This is a genomic window from Fulvimarina pelagi HTCC2506 (genome assembly GCF_000153705.1).
GTDB classification, from domain to species: Bacteria; Pseudomonadota; Alphaproteobacteria; order Rhizobiales; family Rhizobiaceae; genus Fulvimarina; species Fulvimarina pelagi.
This window is the reverse complement of the sequence record NZ_DS022272.1, coordinates 1,470,973-1,493,382: the sequence shown is the minus strand read 5'-3', so window position 1 is coordinate 1,493,382 and position 22,410 is coordinate 1,470,973. Positions and strand designations below refer to the sequence as shown.

Below are 22,410 nucleotides of genomic sequence, written 5' to 3'. Positions count from 1 at the left end.
GTGCTGAGCTGGATCAGACCGAAATGACCTCGACCTTTCTGTTCCGGTAGACCAGCGCGCTTTCGCCTTGGAGGAGTCTGAGCGCACGATTGCCGAAGATTTCCCGCCGCCAGCCTGCGAGTGCCGCAATCTTCGCGTCTTCGCCATGGACCGCGAGCTTCTCGAGATCGTCCGAATTGGCGATCAGCTTGGCGGCGACGGCCTCCTCCTCGACAACGATCTTCAGAAGGACGCGCAGGAATTCGACGGCGGCCTGGGTGCCCTCCGGCAGCGCTGCCGGGCGCGGGATCGAGGGAAGATCGCCCTTCGGGACCGCTTTGGCCCGCTCGATCGCTTCAAGAATGCCGCGCGCTGCGCTCGATCGTTCAAAGCCCTTCGGGAGCGACCGCAACCGACCGAGATCGGCTTCGCTGGCAGGCTTTTGCTGGGCGATCTCGTAGATCGCGTCGTCCTTGAGGATGCGGCCCCGCGGCCTGTCGTTCGATCGCGCCTCGCGCTCGCGCCAAGCTGCGACCTCCTTCAAAATCTGGAGTTCGATTGGCTTCTTCACCCGCATCTTCATGCGCCGCCAGGCGTCGTCCGGATGAAGGTCGTAGGTCTGCGGGTCGGCAAGGATCGCCATCTCCTCGTCGAGCCAGGAATGGCGGCTCGTCTCTTCGAGCTGGGCCTTCAGCGCCTTGTAGACGTCCCGCAGATGCGTCACGTCCGCCAGCGCATAAGTCAGCTGCTTGTCCGAGAGCGGACGATGACGCCAGTCGGTGAAGCGCGAGCTCTTGTCGATTCGGCCGTCCGTGAGCCGCGCCACCAGCTGGTCGTAGGCAATCGACTCGCCGAAGCCGCAGACCATCGCCGCGATCTGAGTGTCGAAGAGCGGCTTCGGGATGACGGCGCCGAGTTTGTAGACGATTTCCAGATCCTGTCGCGCAGCGTGGAAGACTTTCACCACACTCTCGTCTGCCATCAGCGCGAAGAACGGGTCGAGCGAGAGGCCCTTGGCGAGCGGGTCGACCAGCACCTCTGTGTCGTCCGAGGCCATCTGGATCAAACAGAGCTCGGGCCAGAACGTCGTCTCGCGGATGAATTCGGTATCGACTGTGACATATGGCGATCGCGAGAGTGCTTCGCAGGCGCGCGTCAGGGCTTCGGTCGTCTTGATCGGTTCCATGGCTTCGGTCTTAGAACGCGCGGCGTCCATAAAAAAGCAGAGGCCCGACCTTTGCCCATGAAAACTTGACATCCGCGACGACAAATGCGCTTGTCCGGCGCGATTTTCCATACGATCCGCCGCCCGTTCCGCGCCCTCACTGAGCGCTGCAGTACGGCCCGTCAGAGCGGATCACAAGACATCTGAGAGAACGAATCCTCCATGCACCGCTATCGCAGCCATTCCTGCGCCGATCTGCGCAGCGCCCATGTCGGCGACACCGTCCGCCTGTCCGGCTGGGCTCACCGCATTCGCGACCATGGCGGGCTGTTGTTCATCGATCTGCGCGATCACTACGGACTGACTCAGGTGGTGGTCGATCCGGACTCGCCGGCGTTCAGCACGGCCGAAGCGGTGCGCGGGGAATGGGTCATCCGCATCGATGGCGAGGTGAAGGCGCGCTCGGCCGAGACGGTGAACCCGAAACTGCCGACCGGCGATATCGAGATCTTCGCCCGCGAGATCGAGGTGCTTTCGCCCGCCAAGGAACTGCCGCTGCCGGTGTTCGGCGAGCCGGAATACCCCGAAGACATCCGTCTCAAATACCGTTTTCTAGATCTGCGCCGCGAGACGCTGCACAAGAACATCATGCGGCGCACGAAGATTATCTCGAAGATCCGCGAGCTGATGCAAGGCGCGGCCTTCACCGAGTTCCAGACGCCGATCCTGACGGCGTCTTCTCCCGAGGGCGCGCGCGACTTTCTGGTGCCCTCGCGCCTTCACAACGGCATGTTCTACGCGCTGCCCCAAGCACCGCAGCAGTATAAGCAGCTTCTGATGATCTCCGGTTTCGACCGGTATTTCCAGATCGCGCCCTGTTTTCGCGACGAGGATCCGCGCGCCGATCGCTTCTATGGCGAATTCTACCAGCTCGACGTGGAGATGAGCTTCGTCGAGCAGGAGGACATCTTCCAGACGATGGAGCCGGTGATCCGCGACGTCTTCAAGACGTTCGCCGACGGCAAGCCGGTGACGGACACCTTCAGGCGCATTCCTTATGCCGAATCCATGCGCAAGTACGGCACCGACAAGCCGGACCTGAGAAATCCGATCGAGATGAGCGCAGTGACCGAGCATTTCGCCGGCTCGGGCTTTAAGGTTTTCGCGAACATGATCGCAAACGACGAGAAGGTCGAGGTTTGGGCGATTCCGGCGAAGACCGGCGGCAGCCGCGCTTTTTGCGACCGCATGAATTCCTGGGCGCAGGGCGAGGGCCAGCCCGGCCTCGGCTACATCTTCTGGCGCGCGGAGGGCGACGAAATCTCGGGCGCTGGCCCCCTTGCCAAGAATATCGGGCCTGAGCGCACGGAGGCCGTCCGCACTCAGCTCGGTCTCGAAAGCGGGGACGCCTGCTTTTTTGTCGCCGGGCGCCCTGAGAAGTTCATGGCCTTCGCCGGCTCTGCGCGTACGCGCGTCGGCGAAGAACTCAACCTCGTCGATCGCGACCGCTACGAGCTTGCCTGGATCGTCGACTTCCCGTTCTACGAATATGACGAAGACGAGAAGAAGATCGATTTCGCCCACAACCCGTTCTCGATGCCCCAGGGCGGGATGGATGCGCTTCAAAACGAGGAGCCACTGTCGATCAAGGCATTCCAGTATGACGTCGTCTGCAACGGCTTCGAGATCGCCTCGGGCGGTATCCGCAACTCGGTGCCGGAGACGATGGTCAAGGCGTTCGAGCTGGCCGGCTATGATCAGGCGACGGTCGAGGAGCGCTTCGGTGGCCTCTATCGCGCTTTCCAGTACGGCGCGCCGCCCCATGGCGGCATGGCAGCCGGCATCGACCGCATCGTCATGCTGCTTTGTGGGGCGCGGAACCTGCGCGAGATCGCTCTCTTCCCGATGAACCAGCAGGCCTTCGACCTGTTGATGGGCGCACCGGCCGAGGCGAGCCCTGCCCAGCTGCGGGAGTTGGGGCTGCGGATGGCGCCTAAGGCGAAGGAATAATAGGCGGGTCGCCGGGCCGACTGCTTTCCGTCGCTCTCTCTGCCCTGTTCAGGCATCGAGAGTGCCGTCAACTTCTGGACCTTCGTGGCAGAACAGGAATTCGCCGGCGGACTCCCAGGGTCCGCCGCGATAGAACCAGAGCAACAGCCCGGTCGCATCGAAGTTGAATGGCTCGAACTCGCTGTCGAGCTCTTCGTAGAGCTTTCTGGCGACCGAGGCCTCGACCTTGTTCTGGATCGTGATGTGCGGCTTGATCCGGTGTCTGTCCTGCGCGGTGAGATGGTCATAGAAATGACCCGCAAGATTGGCGCGCAACCGCTCCAGCTGAGGGCTGTCGATTTCGTAGGCAACGCCCTTGCCTAGAAAGCGCAGGCCAGAGACACGGCACTTGATCGGCCGCCATTCGGTGATCGTTTTGTCGAGATGCCCAGTCACCATCTCAAGCTCGTCTCCGGGCAGGTGGTGAAACAGGGTCAGATGAGCCGGAATAAAGTTCTTCGATGGGGGAAAATACTCCTGCCTGAGCTTCTGAAAGCGCTCGTAGCTTTCGTCATCGAAGCGCAATGTCAGGATCAACGGCGCTTCTTCGACCATGTATCTGCCGGCCCTCCGGACCCGTAGCTGAAAGGAAAAGAGCCGGCCCCACGGACCGGCTCCTGTGATGGTCTACTGCGCGCTCTGCGAACTCGGATCGTCCGAGCCGCCTTCGCCCGAGCTGCTGTCGCCGTTTGACTGCACCCGAAGCTGCAGGACGTTCGGAATGGTTTGCGGGGCGCCCATCGCCGCGCCGACGAGTTGCATGACCGGAATCGGCTGTGGCGGCTCACTGGCGACCCGGATCGAGGTCGGATTTTCAAGGAAAGTGCGGACTGCATCCGTTACCTGGCCCTGAAAGTTCGCGTCCCCGATCTGGGCGATATTGGCCTCGACGATCTGAACCGCGAGATCGATGACGTCCTGTGGCGAACGGTTCATCTGTTCCGCGTAATAGTCGATCAGGCGCTTGGTGAGCGAGTCGTCCTCGAAGGCGATCGAAATGCCCTGGATCTGAAGCTGGGCAAGAATACCCATCATTGCCATCCCCGCACCTTCGCCGCTCTGCGGGTTCTGTTCCATCTGCCGGTTCATTTCCTGGATGGATTTTACGAGCTGTTGAGTGTAGCCGCCGATGCCGGCGGACAGGTCGAATTGTCCTGCGTCTTCGACGTCGAAAGAAAGACCGTCCAGCGAGAGCCGGCCGCTTTCCAGCCCCCAGCTCATATCGCCGCTGGCCGAGCCCGAGAGCTGCTCATATCCAAGCGAGCGAACGGTCTCGGCCGACCCGTCCTCGGACTCTTCGGGAACGAAGGCGGTGAAATTCTCGATCTCGAAATTACCCGTATAGCCGCCATCGTCCCCGATCGCATTAGCGAAGATCGCATTGTCAAGGGTGAATGCGTCGTCACCTTCGACTGTGACGTTCACAGAACCAAGGCTAGCTCGGTCGAAGAATAGCGGCGAAGCTTGCAGGATTGCCGGCGTTTCCTCGGCGGGCGACGTTCCGACGATGCGGATATTCTCGACGCTCATTTCGCGCACGGCGTAAGTCGCGGTCTTGCCCGTCGTCTCGTTCTGGTCAGTGCCCTCGATATCCTCGATCGGCAGGCGTTCGACAGTCCAGCCTTCCTCGGTCGAACCGGCGACGTTCTGGAAGGTGAGCTCGCCAACATCGGTTTTCTCGTCGCCCGTCCCGATGCTGACGCCGCTGAGGACGACGTCGTCGCCTTCGGAACTCGCACTGGAGTAGGTCATCGACATGCCGGAAGTGGTCAATGCCTCCTTCAGTCGTTCGGCAAACGCGTCGGCGTCGGCCGAAAGAGCCGTGCCCGTACCGAGCAAGCTGGCGAGCGCCGCGGCCGAAAGTCCTGCGGAAATCCTGCGCATCGATCATACCCTTTGTTGAAGCGGCAGCATCGCGCCGGACCGCTGGAAAACTCTCCGCCCATGTTAGGGCGATCGGTTCAAAGCGAAAGGGTGGTGACGACGCTGGCGGATGTCCAGTCGGCCACATCGTCGTGGGAAAACTCGTCGACAATTACGCTCATGGGGCGACCGCGTCCCAATGCCCTTGTTCGTCGGGACCCGATCGTTCACAACGAGTCGCATGGGAAAGCCAGTCGATCCACCTTCAGGCGGCGGCGAGATTCAGCCGGTCGACCTCCGCGAGGCGCTCGAAGAGCGTTACCTCGCCTATGCCCTGTCGACCATCATGGGACGGGCGTTGCCCGACGTGCGGGACGGATTGAAGCCGGTCCATCGCCGCATCGTCCACGCCATGCGCGTCCTGAGGCTCGATCCTGGACAAGCCTACAAAAAATGCGCGCGCATCGTCGGCGATGTCATGGGGCGCTTTCACCCCCACGGCGATGCCGCGATCTACGACGCGCTGGTGCGTCTCGCCCAGGACTTCTCGGTCCGCTATCCGCTCGTCGACGGGCAGGGCAATTTTGGCAATGTCGACGGCGATAGCGCCGCCGCGATGCGCTACACCGAAGCGCGGATGACCGAGGTCGCGACGTTGCTATTGCGCGGCATCGATGAAAACGCGGTCGACTTCCGCCCCACCTACAACGAGGAGGACGAGGAACCGGTCGTCCTTCCGGGCGCCTTCCCGAACCTTCTCGCCAATGGTTCGTCCGGCATCGCAGTCGGCATGGCGACGAACATTCCGCCACACAACGCAGCCGAACTCTGCGACGCGGCATTGAAGATCATCGAGAACCCAGACGCGACGGTCGATCAGCTCCTGCGCTCGATCGAGGGGCCGGACTTTCCCACCGGCGGCGTCATCGTCGACAACCGCGCGACGATCCGCCAGGCCTACGAGACTGGCCGCGGCTCATTCCGCGTCAGGGCGCGCTGGGAGCGTGAGGATGCGACGCGCGGCCAATGGTTCGTCGTCGTCCACGAGATTCCCTATCAGGTGCAGAAATCGAGGCTGATCGAGAAGATCGCCGAACTCCTGCAGGCCCGCAAGCTGCCCCTGCTGGCCGATATCCGCGACGAATCGGCCGAAGATATCCGCATCGTTCTCGAGCCGAAGTCGAAGACGGTCGATCCCGAGATTCTGATGGAGTCGCTGTTCCGGCTGACCGATCTCGAATCGCGCATTCCGCTCAACATGAACGTCCTCTCCGGCGGCAAGGTGCCAAAGGTGCTCTCGCTGAAGGAGGTGCTGGCCGAATGGCTTGCCCATCAGCGCGAGGTTCTGGAGCGGCGCGCCCGTCATCGCCTTGCGCAGATCGAGCGGCGGCTAGAGATCCTCGCCGGCTATCTCATCGTCTTCCTAAATATCGACGACGTGATCCGTATCATCCGCGAAGAGGACGAGCCGAAGCAGGAGCTGATGCGCTTCTTCACCCTGAGCGATGTGCAGGCCGAAGCCGTCCTCAATATGCGCCTGCGGTCCTTGCGCAAGCTCGAAGAGTTCGAACTTCGCCGCGAATTCGATCAGCTGACGGTGGAGAAGGCCGAGAAGGAAGCGCTGCTCGGCTCGACCGAGAAGCAGTGGTCCGCTGTGGCCGAAGAGGTGCGCGCCGTGCGCGAGACCTTCTCCAAGAAGACCAAGCTCGGCAAGCGACGCACTCGGTTTGCCGATGCGCCGGACCACGATATCGGCGATATCACCACCGCCCTCATCGAGAAGGAGTCGGTGACGATCGTTCTGTCGAAAAAGGGCTTCCTGCGCGGCATGAAAGGCCATCTGGCGGACTTCTCGAACCTCACCTTCCGCGAGGGCGACGGACTGAATATCGCCTTCCATGCCATGACGACGGACAAGCTTCTCTTCGTCTCGAAGCATGGCCGGGTTTTCACCATGCAGGCCGACAAGCTGCCAGGCGGGCGCGGGCAGGGCGATCCGATCCGACTCGCCTTCGATCTCGAGGACAAGGACGATATCGCCGCCGCTTTCACCGCCGAGCCAGAGCGCAGGCGGCTGATGGTCTCGAGCGAGGGTACGGGCTTCGTCGCGACCGAGGGCGACATGATCTCCGGCACCCGCAAAGGCAAGCAGCTGATGAATGTCGGCAAAGGATCGGTGGTCGAACTCGCACAGGAAATCGGCGAGGGCGATACCGTGGCGATCGTCGGCGAGAATCGGAAACTGCTGGTCTTTCCCCTTTCCCAGGTGCCGCAAATGGCACGTGGAAAGGGCGTCAGGTTGCAGCGCTACAAGGATGGCGGTGTCTCCGACGCGAAGGTCTTCAAGCTTTCGGAAGGACTGACCTGGAGCGACAGCGCCGGGCGCGCATTCCTGCGCAGCGACGAAGAGCTGATGGAATGGAAAGGCGACCGCGCCCAGGCCGGGCGGCTCGTGCCAAAGGGCTTCCCCAAGACGAACAAGTTCGCCGGCTGAAACAGTCCGTCCGCGCGATCTGCTTAATTCGGTCTAGAAGCGATCGCTAACGAAGGCATTCGATACGCCCTTCATGGCCGAGCTCGTCAAGAAGCAGTACCAGGCGCAAGATGCGGCCCGAAGGTGATCCTAGAGGCGATCTACCTTCCGAGCGCCAAGTTGCGGAGCTTTGCAATTCGACTCGTTTCACGAGAATCAGGCGAACCGGCGCTCGAACACAATCTGTAAGCGGCCGAACCTCCGGGGTCTTCTCGCTGAAGTGAAGCCAAGCTTCCGCCCGTTTGCGTCGCAATCTTGCGCGGAGGCGAAAGTGGCGCGCAAGGTTGTGGACACGGTCCCACCGCAAGTCAGTTCGACTGGATGTTACATTTCAAGGCGATAGAACGGCTTTGATCGGCTGGGTCAGGTGCGTCCCGCCGAATTTGATTCGAGAGAATGTCCGTGTCCCTTCCTGACGGCACCACCGCCATTTCACCCGGCAAGCTCGCAGCAATCGCGACGGTGATGGAGATGTCTCCAGCGGATCGGCGATTGAGCAGTCCAGCGCAGTGGCCCGATGGCTGGCAGTTTGAGCGCGTGCCGGACTTCGGGGTCGACCGATATCTATCGCTTTTCCGTGCGGTGGGGCGGGATCATCTCTGGTATGCGCGGCTGCTGATGGCCAGCGATGAGATCGCCGCGGCGATTGCTTCTGCGACGACCGCGATCTTCGTTCTGTCGATCGAAGGTGAGGATGCGGGGTTCGCGGAACTCGACCTCTCCGAACCAGGGTCATGCGAGATCGTCTATTTTGGCGTCGTACGGGAACACATCGGCAAGGGCGCCGCTGCGTTGATGATGGAGCGCGTCGTCACGTTCGCCTTCGAGCGGTCAGTAAAGCGCCTGTGGCTGCACACCAACACCAACGACCATCAGCGGGCTGTATCCTTCTATCGCCGTTTTGGGTTCCGCCCTGTACGGCAATTCCTCGAACTGGCAGAGGATCCCCGTCTAACCGGGTTATACGACCAATCTGCCGCGCCACACATCCCGATCTTTCGAGAATCTATCCGGTAAGCGCTCAGTGGTGCGATGAGGCCGGCACACCCGCCTTCAGCGCTGATAGCTTAGCTTGCGGGCGAGCTTCCGGTTCCGGTCGCGACGCAGTTCGTCAGCCGCCTGGACAGCAAGCGCACCCAGAATGAGCACACCTCCGAGGAGCGCAAAGCTCGTTGGTTCTTCGCCGAATATGATCCAGACCCAAATCGGCGTGAAGACGGTTTCCAGCAGATAGCCAAGGGCTGCGAGCGGTGCTGCGATGAACATCGGTCCGGCCGCAAGGCATACGAGGGCAATCGGCACGACCACGGCGCCATTGAGAACGAGCCAGATTGGCGCCTCGGACTGAAATCCTTCCCCCATGACGAAGGGGATCGCCACCATCGCCGGGACGATCGAGCCGAGCGCGGAGGCATAGCGCATGTCGCGGCGCGAATGGCGCGAGACGACGAGGCCCATGGCGATGAAGAATGCCGCCGCGAGGGCCGCAAGGTCGCCGATCCAGTTGTCGCTTTGAAAGCCCGAGCCCATGATGAGGCCGACGCCGAGAATGGTCACCGGGATGACCGTGAGCGTGACGCGCGAGGGCTTCTCCCCGACGATCAGCCAGCCGAACAGCGCCGCGAAGACGGGATTGAAGGCGAGGATGAAGACCGTGTTCGCCGCCGTCGTGTTGAAGACTGCAATGAGAAAGCTCGTCACCCCAACAGCGTAGAGGCAGGTCACGAGCAGCCCCTTCCAGCCATCGATCAGACGCGTCGCACGGCCTTGCCAATAGCGCCGGAAAGCCCAGTAAGCGACGGCCGCGCCGCTGATGAGCAAACCGCGAAGCAGAAGCACCGACCAATAGGTGCTTTCCGAAAGCCGGATGAGCGGAATGTCGAATGAGAGGACGAGCCCACCGATCGCGACGATCATCAGGCCGATGCGGCTCGAATCGTCGGTTTCCGTTGCGTGTGTGGACGCACCTATTCCGTGAGCGATGGACGAGGTCGATCGGGGCATGGGCTCCAGTCGTCGTTCCGCAGCGGGCGCCGCGATCAAAGTCGTTCGACGAGCCGGTGCTCAGCCGCGATAGCGTTCCCAGCCTTTCGGCATCAGATGCTCTTGAGGCTGAAATCGGATCTTGTAGTTCATCTTCGGTGATCCCTCCACCCAATAGCCGAGATAGAGGTAGGGAAGCCCCATGTTGAGTGCCCGCTCGATGTGATCGAGGATCATGTAGGTTCCAAGGCTGCGTTCGGCTGCGTCCGGCTCGAAGAACGAATAGACCATCGAGAGCCCGTCCGACATGACATCGCTCAGCGCGACGGCGATGAGTTCGCCAGTCTCGGCTTCTGCGCCGACAGCGCCCGGGACGCGGCGGCGATATTCGATAACTCGCGTCTCGACCTGGCTGTCCTCCACCATCATCGCGTAGTCGAGAACGCTCATCTCGCTCATGCCGCCAGTCAGGTGCCGATCATCAATATAGCTGCGAAACAACGAATATTGTTCGCTCGTCGGCTCGGCGTTGCGTTCGAAGGAGACGAGATCTTCGTTCCGGTTCAGGATGCGTCGGAAGCTCTTTCCGGGGCGGAACTCGTCGGTGAGGATGCGCACAGAGATGCAAGCCCGGCACCGCTCGCAGGCCGGCCGATATGCAATGTTCTGACTACGTCGGAAGCCGCCTTGGCTGAGCAGGTCGAGAAGGGCCGGGGCCCGTTCACCGGTGAGATGAGTAAAGACCTTCCGCTCGGCCCGACCTGGCAGATAGGGACATGGGGAGGGTGAGGTCAGGAAAAATTGCGGCGATTGCGGATGGTGGACCGTCAAGGCTGATCACCGCTCTTCAGAGCTCGTAGTAGAAAGACGCGACAAGCGTGAAGCATAACCATATCAGAACGACGAGGGGAAGGCCGGCTTTGACGAAGTCCGTGAAGCGGTATCGGCCCGGTCCCATCACGAGAAGATTGGTCTGGTAACCGATCGGTGTGGCGAAGGATGCATTGGCCGCGAAGATGACGCAGGCGAGGAAAGGCATGGGCGACACGTCGAGTTTCGCCGCTATATCAAGCGCCACGGGCGTGAAAAGCACGGCCGTCGCGTTGTTCGATAGGAAGTTCGTCAGGACCGCGATGACGAGGAAAAGCCCCGAGAGAATGAAAATGGGCGATGCGCCGGTCAGCGCTGCCAGCATGCCGCTCGCGAGAAGCTCCGCGCCGCCAGTCGTCTCGAGCGCGGTCGCCGCAGCGATCGAGGCGCCGACGAGCATGAAGATCGACCGGTCGAAGGAGCGGGCCGCCTCTCCAACGGTGAGGCACCCCGTCGCCACCATCATGACGGCTCCGACGAAGGCCAGAACTTCGATGGGCATCGCGCCAGAGGCCGAGATCGCAACGATCGCGAAAAAGATCGAGGCGGCGACACCCGCCTTCGAAGATTGCGGTACCGACTGGGTGGAGTATTCGAGCAGCAGAAGATCGTGGTTGCCGCGTAGATCGTTGATTGATGACTGGCGGCCGCACAGGAGCAGTGTGTCTCCGGGCTCGAGCCGAATATCGGAAAGGGTCGAGCGGGCCATACGATTCTTTCGCTGCAGGCCGAAAAGCGTAATGCCGAACTGGGTGCGAAGCCCAGAATACTGCATGGTGCGGCCGGCGTAACGGGACCCTGGCGCCACGACTGCCTCCGCCATCACCATGTCCGGCCCGATCTTGCGGGTGCGCTCGAGGTTCTGCGCGCCGGATGTCGGGTCGATGGTACGGACCGCGAGATTGCCTTTCGAAAGGGCCTTGGAGAACGCCTTGCGCGAAGCCGTGACGATGAGGCGGTCGCCGGGCGTGAGCGTAACGTCATCGAATGGGGGCAGGATCGTCTCGGCGCCGCGCAGGATCATTCGCGGGGTAAGTTCGGCGAGACCGGGGAAGAGACCAGCCGTCGCTGTCAGGCCGACGAAGGGATGGCTTTCGTCAATATCGATCTCGCCAAGGAACTGCTTGCCGCCTGCATCGATGGCTCTCGCATCCCCCGTATCGCGCGGCTTCAGGAAGCGCGGCATGATCTTCAGGACGTATAGACCGCCAGCGACCGCCAGACAGACACCGGGTATCGTGATCTCGAAAAAACCGATCTCGATCCCCGACCGCATGGCGACACCCGCGACCAGAAGATTTGTGGAAGAGCCGATCAGGGTCGTCATCCCGCCGAGGATGGAAAGGTAGGAGAGGGGCAGGAAGACATGTGCGGCTGGCACCGCGCGCTGGGTCGCGATCACGGTCAGTATCGGAATGAAGATCACGACGACGGGCGTGTTGTTGAGGAAGGCCGAGAGGATGGCGGCGGATGTGAGTACGAGCACTATGGTGGAGCGCCCGGCTGTACCGCCGACCCTCGTCAAGAACTGGGCGGGATGCGCCATTGCGTCGGTTGCGAACAAGCCCTGACCGACGATCAGGAGGCACAACACGGTGATCAGTGCAGGGTTGGCGAAGCCGGAGAGAAGATCACCCGTCGTCAGCCGCGTTCCGTCTGGCGTGACGAATGGGAATGCAGCGAAGAAGATCAGAAAGAGACTGAGCGAGCCCGCCGCGACGGCTTCGATAGGCCACCGCTCCATGGCATAGCCCACAACGCTGAGCGCGATCAGACCATACGTCACCCAAATGTGAAGTGAATCCATATCCACCCGCGAGGCTTGCAATACCCCTCGGTTATCAAGGGGGCACTGCCCGAACGCAAGGCGGGGGCATGGTACCGGCTAGCAGTACGCGTGGAAAGCCGTTCTCCCTGAATGATCTACGGAGGAACGGCATTTCATTGGATCGTGGATTTCAGCGCCGTCGCGATACGACGGTGCCGAGAAGAAGATCATGCAACAGCTGTTTGCGACGCGTGAATAGGCCGACGAGCACGATGGCCGGTGTCAAGATGGCAGTCGAGGTCCAGAAAAGCACGCCATGCAAAACGGCTAGCGTCGGATCGACCCTGCCGCCGTCGAGGCGCCGCACTTCGAGATCGGCCAACCGCATCCCCGGTGTTGCCTGCGCCTCGCCGCCCATGGTGAACGCGATATAGGCGACCGCGATCGCGGGCAGCAGGATGGCGTAGAGCCCAAACGCGAGGCCGAGCGTGACGATGCCGAGAAAGAATATGACGATTGCGGCGGGGATCGAGAGCATAAGGATCAACGCGTAATCTACGAGAAAGGCCGCGCTACGGCGCCTGAGGGCGCTTCGGTAAAGGCGCGGCTCATCTAGAGCAGTCGCGATTTCTGGCGTTTCGTACAGAGGCGCAGTGCGGTCCATCGTCGTCTCTCGGGTTGCTTTCGTTGTGGTTAAGAAATGATGGGCGATGGACCGGTTTTCAACGCAGTAAGTGCTGGCGCTGGACCTGATGGCGGATGACAGAGACTGTCGCATCCCAGCAGTTTTCGCCCCTAATGGCGTGTCGGAAGCATTTCCATTGCATATATCTGCAAAATTCGCATCGACTTGGACTGATCGTTGCCCTAGGGCGGACGGGCGATGGGCGAGACGGAACCTGCAATGAACCGGCGAAGTGTAATGAAATTCTTAGGCATTGCCGGGGTCACGCTTGGCGGCGGTCTGACCGCTGCCCGGGCTTTCGGTGGAAATCCATATTACAACGGTCCGCCCAGCGATCATTTCGACGGGACCCTATTCTTCAACCCGGGCGGCGAGGAGCCGAAGGGCTTCGCCGACCTCCTGCGCTGGAAGCTTGGTACCAATGCTGCCCAATGGCCAAGTCGTTGGCCGCAACAGCAACCGAGCGCCTCTGAAACGCCTGCGCGGGTGTCGGGCGAAACCTTGCGTGTGACGATGGTGGGTCATGCGACGCTTCTGATTCAGGTTGCGGAGTTCAACATTATCACCGATCCCGTCTACTCCTATCGCGCCTCTCCCGTCGGGTTTGCCGGCCCGGAGCGTGTAAGCGAGCCTGGCATTCCTTTCGACGACCTGCCGCCAATCGACCTCATCCTCCTCAGCCACAATCACTACGACCATTTGGATCTCGACACGCTGGCAAGACTTGCCCAGCGCGACAATCCGTTGGTCTGCACGCCACTCGGCAACGACACCATCGTGCGTGACCGGGTGCCGGGCATGCGCATTGTTTCGCAGGATTGGGGGGATGTCGCTGACATCGGACCCTTGCGCGTTCACTGCGAACCGACGCACCACTGGTCAGCCCGCGGCGTGACGGACCGGCGCATGGCACTCTGGTCGTCCTTCATGGTTGAGAGCCCCGCCGGGCGCATTTACTTCGTCGGAGATACCGGTTTTCACAATGGCCGGAACTATCGCGCCGCGCGCGAGAAACACGGTCCGGTCCGCCTCGCCGTTCTTCCCATAGGTGCCTACGAGCCTCGCTGGTTCATGCGCCCCCAGCATCAGAACCCGGAGGAAGCGGTCGTCGGCTTCCAGCTTCTCGATGCGGCCTATGCAATCGGCCACCATTGGGCGACATTCCAACTGACCAACGAGGCGATCACCGAGCCTCGCGAGAGCCTGCACGCCGCGCTGGACGCACGGAGCATTGCCCGCGATCGGTTTCGGCCTCTGATCGCCGGCGAGACCTTCGACGTTCCCGGCTGACAGGACCACCCGATCTTTCAGCTGAGATTGGCCCAGTGGCGATCAAGGCTGGTCCTGTCCCGTCCATGTACCGAGCCCCGGATGCTAAGTCAGACAGCCTTCAATTCTGCCGCAATCTTTGGCGCGAAATAGCTCAGGATCCCGGAAGCACCGGCGCGCTTGTATGCAGTCAAGACTTCCACAATCGCCTTGTCGCCGTCGATCCAGCCGTTCTGGCTGGCGGCCATGATCATCGCGTATTCGCCTGAGGTCTGGTAGGCGAAGGTGGGAACGTTGAGTGTCTGCGTGATCCGCGAGAGGACGTCGAGATAGGCGAGACCCGGCTTCACCATGATCATGTCGGCGCCCTCGGCGACGTCCTGTTCGGCCTCGCGGATCGCCTCGTCCACATTGCCGAAATCCATCTGATAGGTGCGTTTGTCGCCCTTCAGCATGGCGTTGGAGCCGACCGCGTCACGGAATGGGCCGTAGAAGGCCGAAGCGTATTTCGCCGAATAGGCCATGATTAGCGTATCGCGAAGGCCAGCATCATCGAGCGCGGAACGGATGCACGCGACGCGGCCATCCATCATGTCCGACGGGCCGATGATATCGGCGCCTGCCTCGGCCTGAATGACCGATTGCTGCATCAGAAGCTCGACCGATTCGTCGTTCAGAATGCGCTCGCCATCCATTACGCCGTCATGGCCATGGCTCGTGTAGGGATCGAGCGCGGCATCGCACATGATGCCGATCTCAGGAACCGCCTTCTTGATCGCTCGCGCCGTGCGACAGACGAGATTGTCCGGGTTCAAAGCCTGGCTTCCTGTCTCGTCGCGCAGCGCGGGATCGGTGTAAGGGAAGAGGGCAATCACCGGAATGCCAAGATCGGCCGCGTGCTTGGCAGCATCGACGCAGCCGGCAATCGACTGGCGCGAGACGCCGGGCATTGAGGCGACGGGCTCGGCCTCGTTTCCGTCCTTGACGAATATTGGCCAGATTAGATCTTCCGGCCTCAGATGGTTTTCCCTGACCAGACGTCGCGACCAGTCGGCCTGCCGCAGCCGGCGCATGCGCAACCCGTTCGTCGCATTTTCGATCCGTTTGGAAACCTCGGTCACGTTTCTGCCAGTCATTGCATCCACATCGTATGTGTCGCCCGCAGCGGATCGCAGGCCGTAATCGCTTCACGCGGGTATCACACCGCTTCTTCTGCCTATAGTATCGGCGCAAAGGGGCAAATGGTCCGCGGGACAAAATGCGGTGCGCGCGAAGGCGTGCATTCGCTGAAGGAAGGGCAAAGGCGTTCTGGTTCGTGAGCCAGGCTGTCTCGATGATCCAGATGCTGGGCAGAATGGCATGACGATCGAAATTCCGACCGAGACTCCGGAGGTCGGGTTAAACCGGCTCCTTACCGTCACTCTTCTTCGGATTTTCTCCGTCTACGTGCTGTTCCTCGCCTTGTGCTACTGGGCCGCGCTGGTCGGGTTCGATCCGATCGCCTCGGTCTTCGTGAACATCCCTCCGCGGTTCGACCTTATGCCGATCTGGTGGAAGATCGCCGTCCCGATCCTCGCGGTTCTTTATCCGATCGCCGGCATCAGCCTTTGGATGACGGCGCGCTGGGCGCCGGTTGTCTGGGCGCTGGTCATCTTTGTCGAACTTGTGATGTCGTTCGGGTTTCCGGTCCTTTTTGGATCACGGCTGCTGCTGCTTGCACTCCACATCTGGGGCTTTGCGATGTTCGGCGCCTTGCGGTTCCTCGCGCACCGCGACCGCCTGAAAGCGAGAGCCGCAAAGCAACGAGTGCTCTGAGAATGTTATTGCGCAACGCCCAGCAACAGGCGAAGGATTGTCGTAAACAACCTCGAAAGACTTTTCAGTATCAGAATTTGTCAAGAATTCAGCGAGGTTTGATTAAGGACGAAATGCAGGTATTTGCCGTAAAACCTTGTTAAGCTTGTAGTTTAAGTCGAATTTTAGAGGGCGCTCGCTAGAACGGGTCTCAAGATGAGGCGGAAAAAGAACTCATCGCCCCGACAGTGGAGTCAAGTCATGAACCAGCATCTCGTCCAGTCCTCCCTCGCCGATGTCAGCGCCAATGGCGATCTGAAGTCACTTTATCTCGAAACCCTCCAGCTCGTTGAACGCCTGCATCGGCGTCTGCTCGACGTGGTCAAGGACGAGTTCGAGCGTCAGGGCCGCACCGACATCAATGCCGTACAAGCGCTGCTCCTGTTCAATATCGGCGATGCGACCTTGACGGCTGGCGAGCTTCGCAGCCGTGGCTTCTATCTCGGCTCGAACGTGTCCTATAACCTGAAGAAGCTGGTCGACCTCGGCTTCATCAACCACCAGAAGTCCCGCGTCGACCGCCGCGCGGTCCGCATCTCGCTCACCGAGAGCGGGCAGGAGATCGCGAATGTCGTCGCCGAGCTCTACGAGCGTCATATCGGATCGATCGACAAGGTCGGCGGCCTCGACGAGCAGGAGTTCTCCAAGATGAACAAGTCGCTCCAGCGTCTCGATCGCTTTTGGAACGACCAGATCGTCTATCGGCTCTGATTACCAGCTTCGCAGACCCCTTGAACCTACATCGCTGGCGTTCCCCAGAACGGCCTTGCTTCCATAGGGAGCGAGGCCGTTTCCCAATGAGCTCTGAAGAAAGTTGGGACTAGCTGGGCACCGCGTCTCAAGGTCCGCGATGACTGGAGTTTATCCTTCCTTTCGCCGCATTGAGTTGGATGATCGCGCCCATATCCGTCAGGCTCCCTATACGCCTAAGGGGTGGCGAAAGCCTCGTCCGATAACTTTTCGGCGAGCGCGAGGGGCAAGTCTGTCCGACTGAAAGATCACGACGAGGGGAACGACACTCATGACGAAGCGCAATCTCATACCGGGCCGCACGACCCGCCGCGCCTTTCTTTCCGGTACTACGGCAGCCCTCGGCCTCGGTATGACAGGCTTCGCGTCGGCCCAGTCAGGCCTCGACGGCCTGCTCGGCGCGCGCGGACGCGGCAATTGGGACGATCAGTTCGATACTCGCGGTTCGAGCGCGCGAGAGGTGTCGTCCCTGAACCCGATCTTTTCCCAGCAGACCCTATACTCGACCCAGGCGGCGATGCAGACCTACAACCAGATCGTCGCCCAGGGCGGCTGGCCGACGGTTCCTGCCCGCTACGTCCTGAAGCTCGGGGAGGTCACGCCGGACGTCGAGGTTCTGCGCCAACGCCTCGCGATCTCCGGCGATCTCTCGCCGCAGGCTTCGCGATCGCCGGCTTTCGACACCTATGTCGAGGCAGCCGTCAAGCGCTTCCAGGCCCGGCATGGTCTGCCGGCCGACGGCGTGGTCGGCGAGCATGCCTACAAGGCGCTCAACGTTCCGGCCGACCTGCGCTTGTTCCAGCTGCAGACCAATGCGGCGCGCCTGCAGAACCAGCTCCAGGAACAGCTGCCCTATCGCTACGTGATGGTGAACATTCCGGCCGCGGCGATCGAGGCAGTGGAGAACGGGCAGATCGTGCAGCGCCATACGGCGGTCGTCGGCAAGGTGGACCGGCAGACACCGATCCTTACTTCGAAGATCACCAATCTCAATCTCAATCCATATTGGCATGCGCCGGCATCGATCGTGCGGAAGGACATCATCCCGTTGGTCCGCCAGGATCCGACCTATCTGCAGCGCAACGGCATTCACATCTTCAACGGTAACGGGCAGGAGGTGCCGCCACAGTCGATCGACTGGAGTTCCGATGAGGCTGTGAGTTACTTGTTCCGTCAAAACCCGGGACCGAACAGCGCGATGGCATCGGTGAAGATCAATTTCCCGAACGAGCACGCTGTCTACATGCACGATACTCCGCAGAAGGGCTTGTTCTCCGAGTTGATGCGCTTCGAGTCGTCCGGCTGCGTGCGTGTTCAAAACGTGCGCGACCTCATCGTCTGGCTGGCGCGGGACGAACCGAACTGGAATCGTCAGGCGATCGAGCGGGTCATCTCCGCGCGTTCGCGCGAAGACATTGATCTCGCAAACCCCGTGCCGGTCTACTTTACCTATGTGACGGGTTGGGCGACCGATCCAAACGTCGTCCAGTTCCGCGACGACATCTACCACCGCGACGGCGCCGAGCAGTTGGCGATGAGCGAACTCACAACAACCGCCTATGCAGACGGCCAGCAGAATCCGTATGCACAGGGCGACGGCTTCTGATCCGGATCATTTCGCGAGAAGCTCCCGGATCAGGCCATGCGACGGTCTTCCTCGCCAGACCGTCGGACCGGTTGTGCCGGGGCGCTTCACTACAACTGCGATAGAAAGCTTGCTCTCAGGTATGCGACTTTGTGGCTCAGACCCGAGACGCGGCCGAACGGAGCGGCACCTTACTAAACGGCGGTGGTATTTGCCTGCATATCAGTGAAACTATGCATGCTGTTTGAAGGAAAGTGCTGTCCGGATTGCGCAACCGGCGACTTCTTCTTATCCAACCGGGTAGCTCTACTCCATTGGACCGTCGTGGTCATCGTGCTAGTTAGCCACCAACGCGCGCCGTGTGGTTTGGCCGCGCCCGATTCACAGTGACCATGGGAGAGAGACAGCTATGAGCCAGGCGCTCCAGAGCCAATCCAACGTCCACGAGGCCTTCTTCAACACACCTCTTCGCGAGCGTGACTCCGAAGTCATGGACGCGATCAACAAGGAACTCGGTCGCCAGAGTCACGAGATCGAGCTGATCGCGTCGGAAAACATAACCTCGCGCGCCGTGATCGATGCCCAGGGTTCTGTTCTGACGAACAAGTACGCCGAGGGTTACCCCGGGCGGCGCTATTACGGTGGTTGCCAGTATGTCGACATCGTCGAGGAGCTTGCGATCGAACGTGTTACAAAACTGTTCGGCTGCAATTTCGCCAACGTCCAGCCGAATTCGGGCAGCCAGGCGAACCAGTCGGTGTTCCTTGCTCTCATCAAGCCGGGCGATACCATCCTCGGCATGAGCCTCGACGCCGGCGGTCATCTCACCCATGGCGCCAAGCCCAACATGTCGGGCAAATGGTTCAACGCAGTTCAGTACGGACTCGACCTCGAGACAGGTCTCATCGATTACGACGCGTTGGAAAAACTCGCGGACGAGCACAAACCGAAACTGATCATCGGCGGCGGTTCGGCATATTCGCGTCAGGTTGACTTCAAACGTATGCGTGAGATCGCTGACAAAGTCGGCGCCTATTTCATGGTCGACATGGCGCACTTCGCGGGTCTCGTGGCGGCGGGGGTCCATCCTTCGCCTTTCCCGCACGCTCACGTGGCGACCTCGACGACCCACAAGACCCTGCGTGGTCCGCGCGGTGGCATCGTTCTCACCAATGACGAGGACATCGCCAAGAAGATCAATTCGGCCGTGTTCCCGGGTCTTCAGGGCGGCCCGCTGATGCATGTCATCGCCGGCAAGGCAGTGGCATTCGGTGAGGCGCTGACGGATGAGTTCAAGTCCTACCAGCGTTCGGTCTGCGAAAATGCCAAAGTGCTGGCCGAAACCCTGCGCGCCGGCGGCTGCGATATCGTTTCGGGCGGTACCGACACCCATCTGATGCTCGTCGACCTGCGTCCTATGGATCTGACCGGCAAGGCGTCCGAGAAGTCGCTAGGCCGCGCCAACATCACCTGCAACAAGAACGGTGTTCCGAACGATCCGGAAAAGCCGGCCGTGACATCCGGCATTCGTCTCGGCACCCCAGCCGCGACGACCCGTGGCTTTGGCACGGCCGAATTCCGGGAAGTCGGCAATCTCATTGTCGAGGTGCTCGAAGGCCTGCGCAAGTCGAACTCGGAAGACAACGAGATTGTCGAACAGGCTGTGAAGCAGAAGGTCATCGCGCTGACCGATCGTTTCCCGATCTACCAAGGCCTCTGATCGAGTGATTTCGCTTCTGCCCGCTTGCGGCGGGCCAGTGAATTGACGCAAACAAAACCCGCCGGTCGCTTCGTGACCGGCGGGTTTTCGTTCCGAGTAAGAGTCGTGCCATGCGGTGTCCCTATTGCGGATCGCAAGACAGTCAGGTGAGGGACTCGCGTCCGGCCGAAGACGGCGCTGCAGTACGCCGCCGCCGGGTTTGCCCTGACTGCGGCGGCCGGTTTACCACCTTCGAGCGGGTGCAGTTGCGCGAGCTCTACGTTCTCAAGAAATCGGGACGTCGCGTTCCCTTCGATCGTGACAAGCTCGCCCGCTCGGTGGAGGTCGCGCTGCGCAAAAGACCCGTCGAGCACGACCGGGTCGAGCGTCTCGTTTCGGGCATCGTCCGACGCCTCGAACAGTCCGGCGATCAGGACGTTGCCTCCGATACGATCGGCGAGATGCTGATGGACGCTCTGAAGGAACTAGACGACGTCGCTTTCGTTCGGTTCGCTTCCGTTTACCGCGATTTCCATGAAGCCAAGGATTTCGGCGATCTGATCGAGGAACTGAAAGCCAAGGAGGGTGGCGGTGCCGCAGGCTGATCCGCCAGCAATACCTATTCTGAGTGCAGCCAACGAGCGGTTCATGGCCGCGGCGATCCGTTTCGGCTTCCGCCATGCTGGCCTGACTGGAACGAACCCGTCAGTCGCTACGCTGATCGTTCGCGACGACGGCGCGGGCCCACGGATCGTCGGTCGCGGCATCACCGCGCGGGGTGGGCGGCCCCATGCCGAGGCGCAGGCGTTAGGCGAGGCCGGCACACTCGCTCGCGGCGCGGTTGCTTATGTCACGCTCGAACCTTGCGCTCATCATGGGCGCACACCGCCGTGCGCGGAGGCGCTCGTTGCATCCGGCGTTTCGCGCGTGGTCTCAGCTGCGGCGGACCCGGACCCGCGAGTCGACGGGAAAGGGCACGCGATCCTTGAGAAAGGCGGGCTTTCCGTCACCCCTCGCGTTATGGCGAAGGAGGCGGCCTCCGATCTTTCGGCCTATCTCACCCGGCATGCAAGGAACCGCCCACAGATCACTCTGAAGATGGCGGTCTCTCCAGACGGGATGATCGGCCGGAAGGGCCATGGTCAGGTGTTCATCACCGGGCCGATCGCAAATCGGCAGACCCATCTCGTGCGCGCTCGGCACGATGCGATCCTCGTAGGGATGGGTACGGTACGCGAGGACGACCCCGGTCTCGACTGCCGTCTGCCCGGTCTCGAAAACCGCTCGCCGCGCCGGATCGTTCTCGATCCCGATCTCACGATCGAGCCGGAGACCGGCTTGGTTCGAAGCGCGCGGCAGACGCCCCTCACGATCGTCGCGCGGGGCGATACGGACGCCGACAAACGTCAGTCGCTGATGGCGGCGGGTGCCGATTTCGTTGCCTGCGACGTCGTTCCCGGAACCGGCCGCGTCGCGCTCCCGGAGCTCATGGAGGACCTCGGCGCAACGGGCATTCAGAATATTCTCGTCGAGGGCGGTGCGACAGTCGGGGAGAGCTTTCTGGAAGCCGATCTCGTCGATCGTTTGATCCTGGTCGAAGGCGAAACGATGGTCGGCGAAGGCGGAATCGTTTCGCCGATCGATGTCGCTTCAGGGAAACAGCGCTTCAAATTGACGGAGCGACTACGTTTCGGTCCTGATCAATGGTTCGAATTCGAAAGGCGGATCTGAAGTGTTCACCGGAATCGTGACCGATGTCGGCCGCATCCTTTCGTCCGAGACATTGCCGAAGGGCCGAAGGTTTCGCGTGGAGACGACCTACGACTGTGCAGGAATCGATCTCGGCGCTTCGATCGCCTGTTCCGGCATCTGCCTGACCGTAACCGGGTTTTCCGAAGCAGGCGATACTAGGCGATGGTTCGAGGTGGAGGCTTGGGAAGAGGCATTGAGGCTGACAACCGCCGGCACGTGGGGCGAGGGTACACGTATCAATCTCGAGCGCTCACTGAAGATCGGCGACGAACTCGGCGGGCATCTAGTCTCCGGTCATGTGGACGGGCTCGCCGACATCGTCGCGATCGAAGAAGAGGGCGAAGCCGTACGGTTTCGTCTGCGGGCAGGGGAGGGCGAAAAGCGGTTCATCGCACAGAAGGGCTCGGTTTGCCTCGACGGCACCTCGCTTACCGTCAACTCCGTCCAGGATGCCGAGTTCGACGTTCTCCTTATCCGCCACTCCTTGGAGGTGACGACCTGGGCAGAACGGCGGGTGGGCGACCGGGTCAACCTCGAGGTGGACCAGATCGCGCGCTATGCCGCACGCCTGTTCGGCGCACCGCGATAGAACGTCCTCCGTTTCAC

Annotated in this window: 19 protein-coding genes; 11 read left to right on the top strand and 8 right to left on the bottom strand. The window is 61.3% G+C overall.

Annotated elements, in window-relative coordinates:
* Positions 1–13: 13 nt before the first annotated feature.
* Entirely contained in the window at positions 14–1,165 is a 1,152-nt protein-coding gene (gene rnd, locus FP2506_RS07025; protein WP_007066728.1) for a ribonuclease D, read from the bottom strand.
* 201 nt (positions 1,166–1,366) lie between these two features.
* Between rnd and aspS the strand changes: the two genes are divergently transcribed.
* Entirely contained in the window at positions 1,367–3,154 is a 1,788-nt protein-coding gene (gene aspS, locus FP2506_RS07020; RefSeq protein WP_007066727.1) for an aspartate--tRNA ligase, read from the top strand.
* A gap of 48 nt (positions 3,155–3,202) precedes the next feature.
* On the opposite strand, the gene FP2506_RS07015 is transcribed toward aspS, so the two are convergent.
* The gene (locus FP2506_RS07015; RefSeq protein WP_007066726.1) at positions 3,203–3,748 is read right to left on the bottom strand and encodes a 2'-5' RNA ligase family protein; all 546 of its coding nucleotides are present in this window, start codon (positions 3,746–3,748) and stop codon (positions 3,203–3,205) included.
* Positions 3,749–3,820: 72 nt separating this feature from the next.
* Positions 3,821–5,077 carry a hypothetical protein gene (locus tag FP2506_RS07010; protein WP_007066725.1) on the bottom strand — a complete coding sequence of 419 codons (1,257 nt, stop codon included), beginning with the start codon at positions 5,075–5,077 and terminating at the stop codon, positions 3,821–3,823.
* A 220-nt stretch (positions 5,078–5,297) separates the two neighbouring features.
* Between FP2506_RS07010 and parC the strand changes: the two genes are divergently transcribed.
* On the top strand, positions 5,298–7,550 hold the full coding sequence (gene parC, locus FP2506_RS07005) for a DNA topoisomerase IV subunit A (protein ID WP_007066724.1): 2,253 nt from the start codon (positions 5,298–5,300) through the stop codon (positions 7,548–7,550).
* 441 nt (positions 7,551–7,991) lie between these two features.
* Positions 7,992–8,606, top strand: coding sequence for a GNAT family N-acetyltransferase (locus FP2506_RS07000; RefSeq protein ID WP_040489506.1), 615 nt, complete (start codon positions 7,992–7,994; stop codon positions 8,604–8,606).
* Between the two features lie 36 nt (positions 8,607–8,642).
* Here the strand turns inward: FP2506_RS07000 and FP2506_RS06995 are convergent, their stop codons facing one another.
* The 4 genes from FP2506_RS06995 to FP2506_RS06980 form a co-directional block, all read right to left on the bottom strand.
* A complete protein-coding gene (locus FP2506_RS06995; RefSeq protein WP_007066722.1) occupies positions 8,643–9,593 on the bottom strand; it encodes a DMT family transporter in 951 nt (316 codons plus the stop codon).
* A gap of 60 nt (positions 9,594–9,653) precedes the next feature.
* Positions 9,654–10,403 (bottom strand): arginyltransferase, encoded by a 750-nt coding sequence (locus FP2506_RS06990; protein ID WP_040488996.1) that lies wholly within the window; start codon positions 10,401–10,403, stop codon positions 9,654–9,656.
* A gap of 16 nt (positions 10,404–10,419) precedes the next feature.
* Positions 10,420–12,249 (bottom strand): SLC13 family permease, encoded by a 1,830-nt coding sequence (locus tag FP2506_RS06985; RefSeq protein ID WP_007066720.1) that lies wholly within the window; start codon positions 12,247–12,249, stop codon positions 10,420–10,422.
* Positions 12,250–12,400: 151 nt separating this feature from the next.
* Positions 12,401–12,874, bottom strand: a complete 474-nt coding sequence (locus tag FP2506_RS06980) for an RDD family protein (RefSeq protein WP_007066719.1) — start codon at positions 12,872–12,874, stop codon at positions 12,401–12,403.
* 258 nt (positions 12,875–13,132) lie between these two features.
* Here FP2506_RS06980 and FP2506_RS06975 point away from each other — a divergent pair, with 258 nt between their 5' ends.
* A complete protein-coding gene (locus FP2506_RS06975; RefSeq protein WP_244404140.1) occupies positions 13,133–14,185 on the top strand; it encodes an MBL fold metallo-hydrolase in 1,053 nt (350 codons plus the stop codon).
* Positions 14,186–14,274: 89 nt separating this feature from the next.
* Here the strand turns inward: FP2506_RS06975 and hemB are convergent, their stop codons facing one another.
* Positions 14,275–15,300, bottom strand: a complete 1,026-nt coding sequence (gene hemB, locus FP2506_RS06970; protein ID WP_007066717.1) for a porphobilinogen synthase — start codon at positions 15,298–15,300, stop codon at positions 14,275–14,277.
* Positions 15,301–15,523: 223 nt separating this feature from the next.
* Here hemB and FP2506_RS06965 point away from each other — a divergent pair, with 223 nt between their 5' ends.
* From FP2506_RS06965 to FP2506_RS06935, 7 genes are all read left to right on the top strand, one after another.
* The gene (locus FP2506_RS06965) at positions 15,524–15,979 is read left to right on the top strand and encodes a DUF6163 family protein (protein ID WP_007066716.1); all 456 of its coding nucleotides are present in this window, start codon (positions 15,524–15,526) and stop codon (positions 15,977–15,979) included.
* 240 nt (positions 15,980–16,219) lie between these two features.
* Positions 16,220–16,729 (top strand): transcriptional regulator LdtR, encoded by a 510-nt coding sequence (gene ldtR / locus FP2506_RS06960; RefSeq protein ID WP_007066715.1) that lies wholly within the window; start codon positions 16,220–16,222, stop codon positions 16,727–16,729.
* A 310-nt stretch (positions 16,730–17,039) separates the two neighbouring features.
* A complete protein-coding gene (locus tag FP2506_RS06955) occupies positions 17,040–18,374 on the top strand; it encodes a L,D-transpeptidase family protein (RefSeq protein WP_007066714.1) in 1,335 nt (444 codons plus the stop codon).
* 388 nt (positions 18,375–18,762) lie between these two features.
* Positions 18,763–20,073, top strand: coding sequence for a serine hydroxymethyltransferase (gene glyA / locus FP2506_RS06950; protein WP_007066713.1), 1,311 nt, complete (start codon positions 18,763–18,765; stop codon positions 20,071–20,073).
* A gap of 110 nt (positions 20,074–20,183) precedes the next feature.
* Entirely contained in the window at positions 20,184–20,657 is a 474-nt protein-coding gene (gene nrdR, locus FP2506_RS06945) for a transcriptional regulator NrdR (RefSeq protein ID WP_040488993.1), read from the top strand.
* A complete protein-coding gene (ribD, locus tag FP2506_RS06940; RefSeq protein ID WP_007066711.1) occupies positions 20,638–21,783 on the top strand; it encodes a bifunctional diaminohydroxyphosphoribosylaminopyrimidine deaminase/5-amino-6-(5-phosphoribosylamino)uracil reductase RibD in 1,146 nt (381 codons plus the stop codon). Before nrdR ends, ribD begins: the two co-directional genes overlap by 20 nt.
* 1 nt (position 21,784) lies before the next feature.
* Positions 21,785–22,393, top strand: coding sequence for a riboflavin synthase (locus FP2506_RS06935; RefSeq protein ID WP_007066710.1), 609 nt, complete (start codon positions 21,785–21,787; stop codon positions 22,391–22,393).
* Positions 22,394–22,410 lie beyond the last annotated feature (17 nt).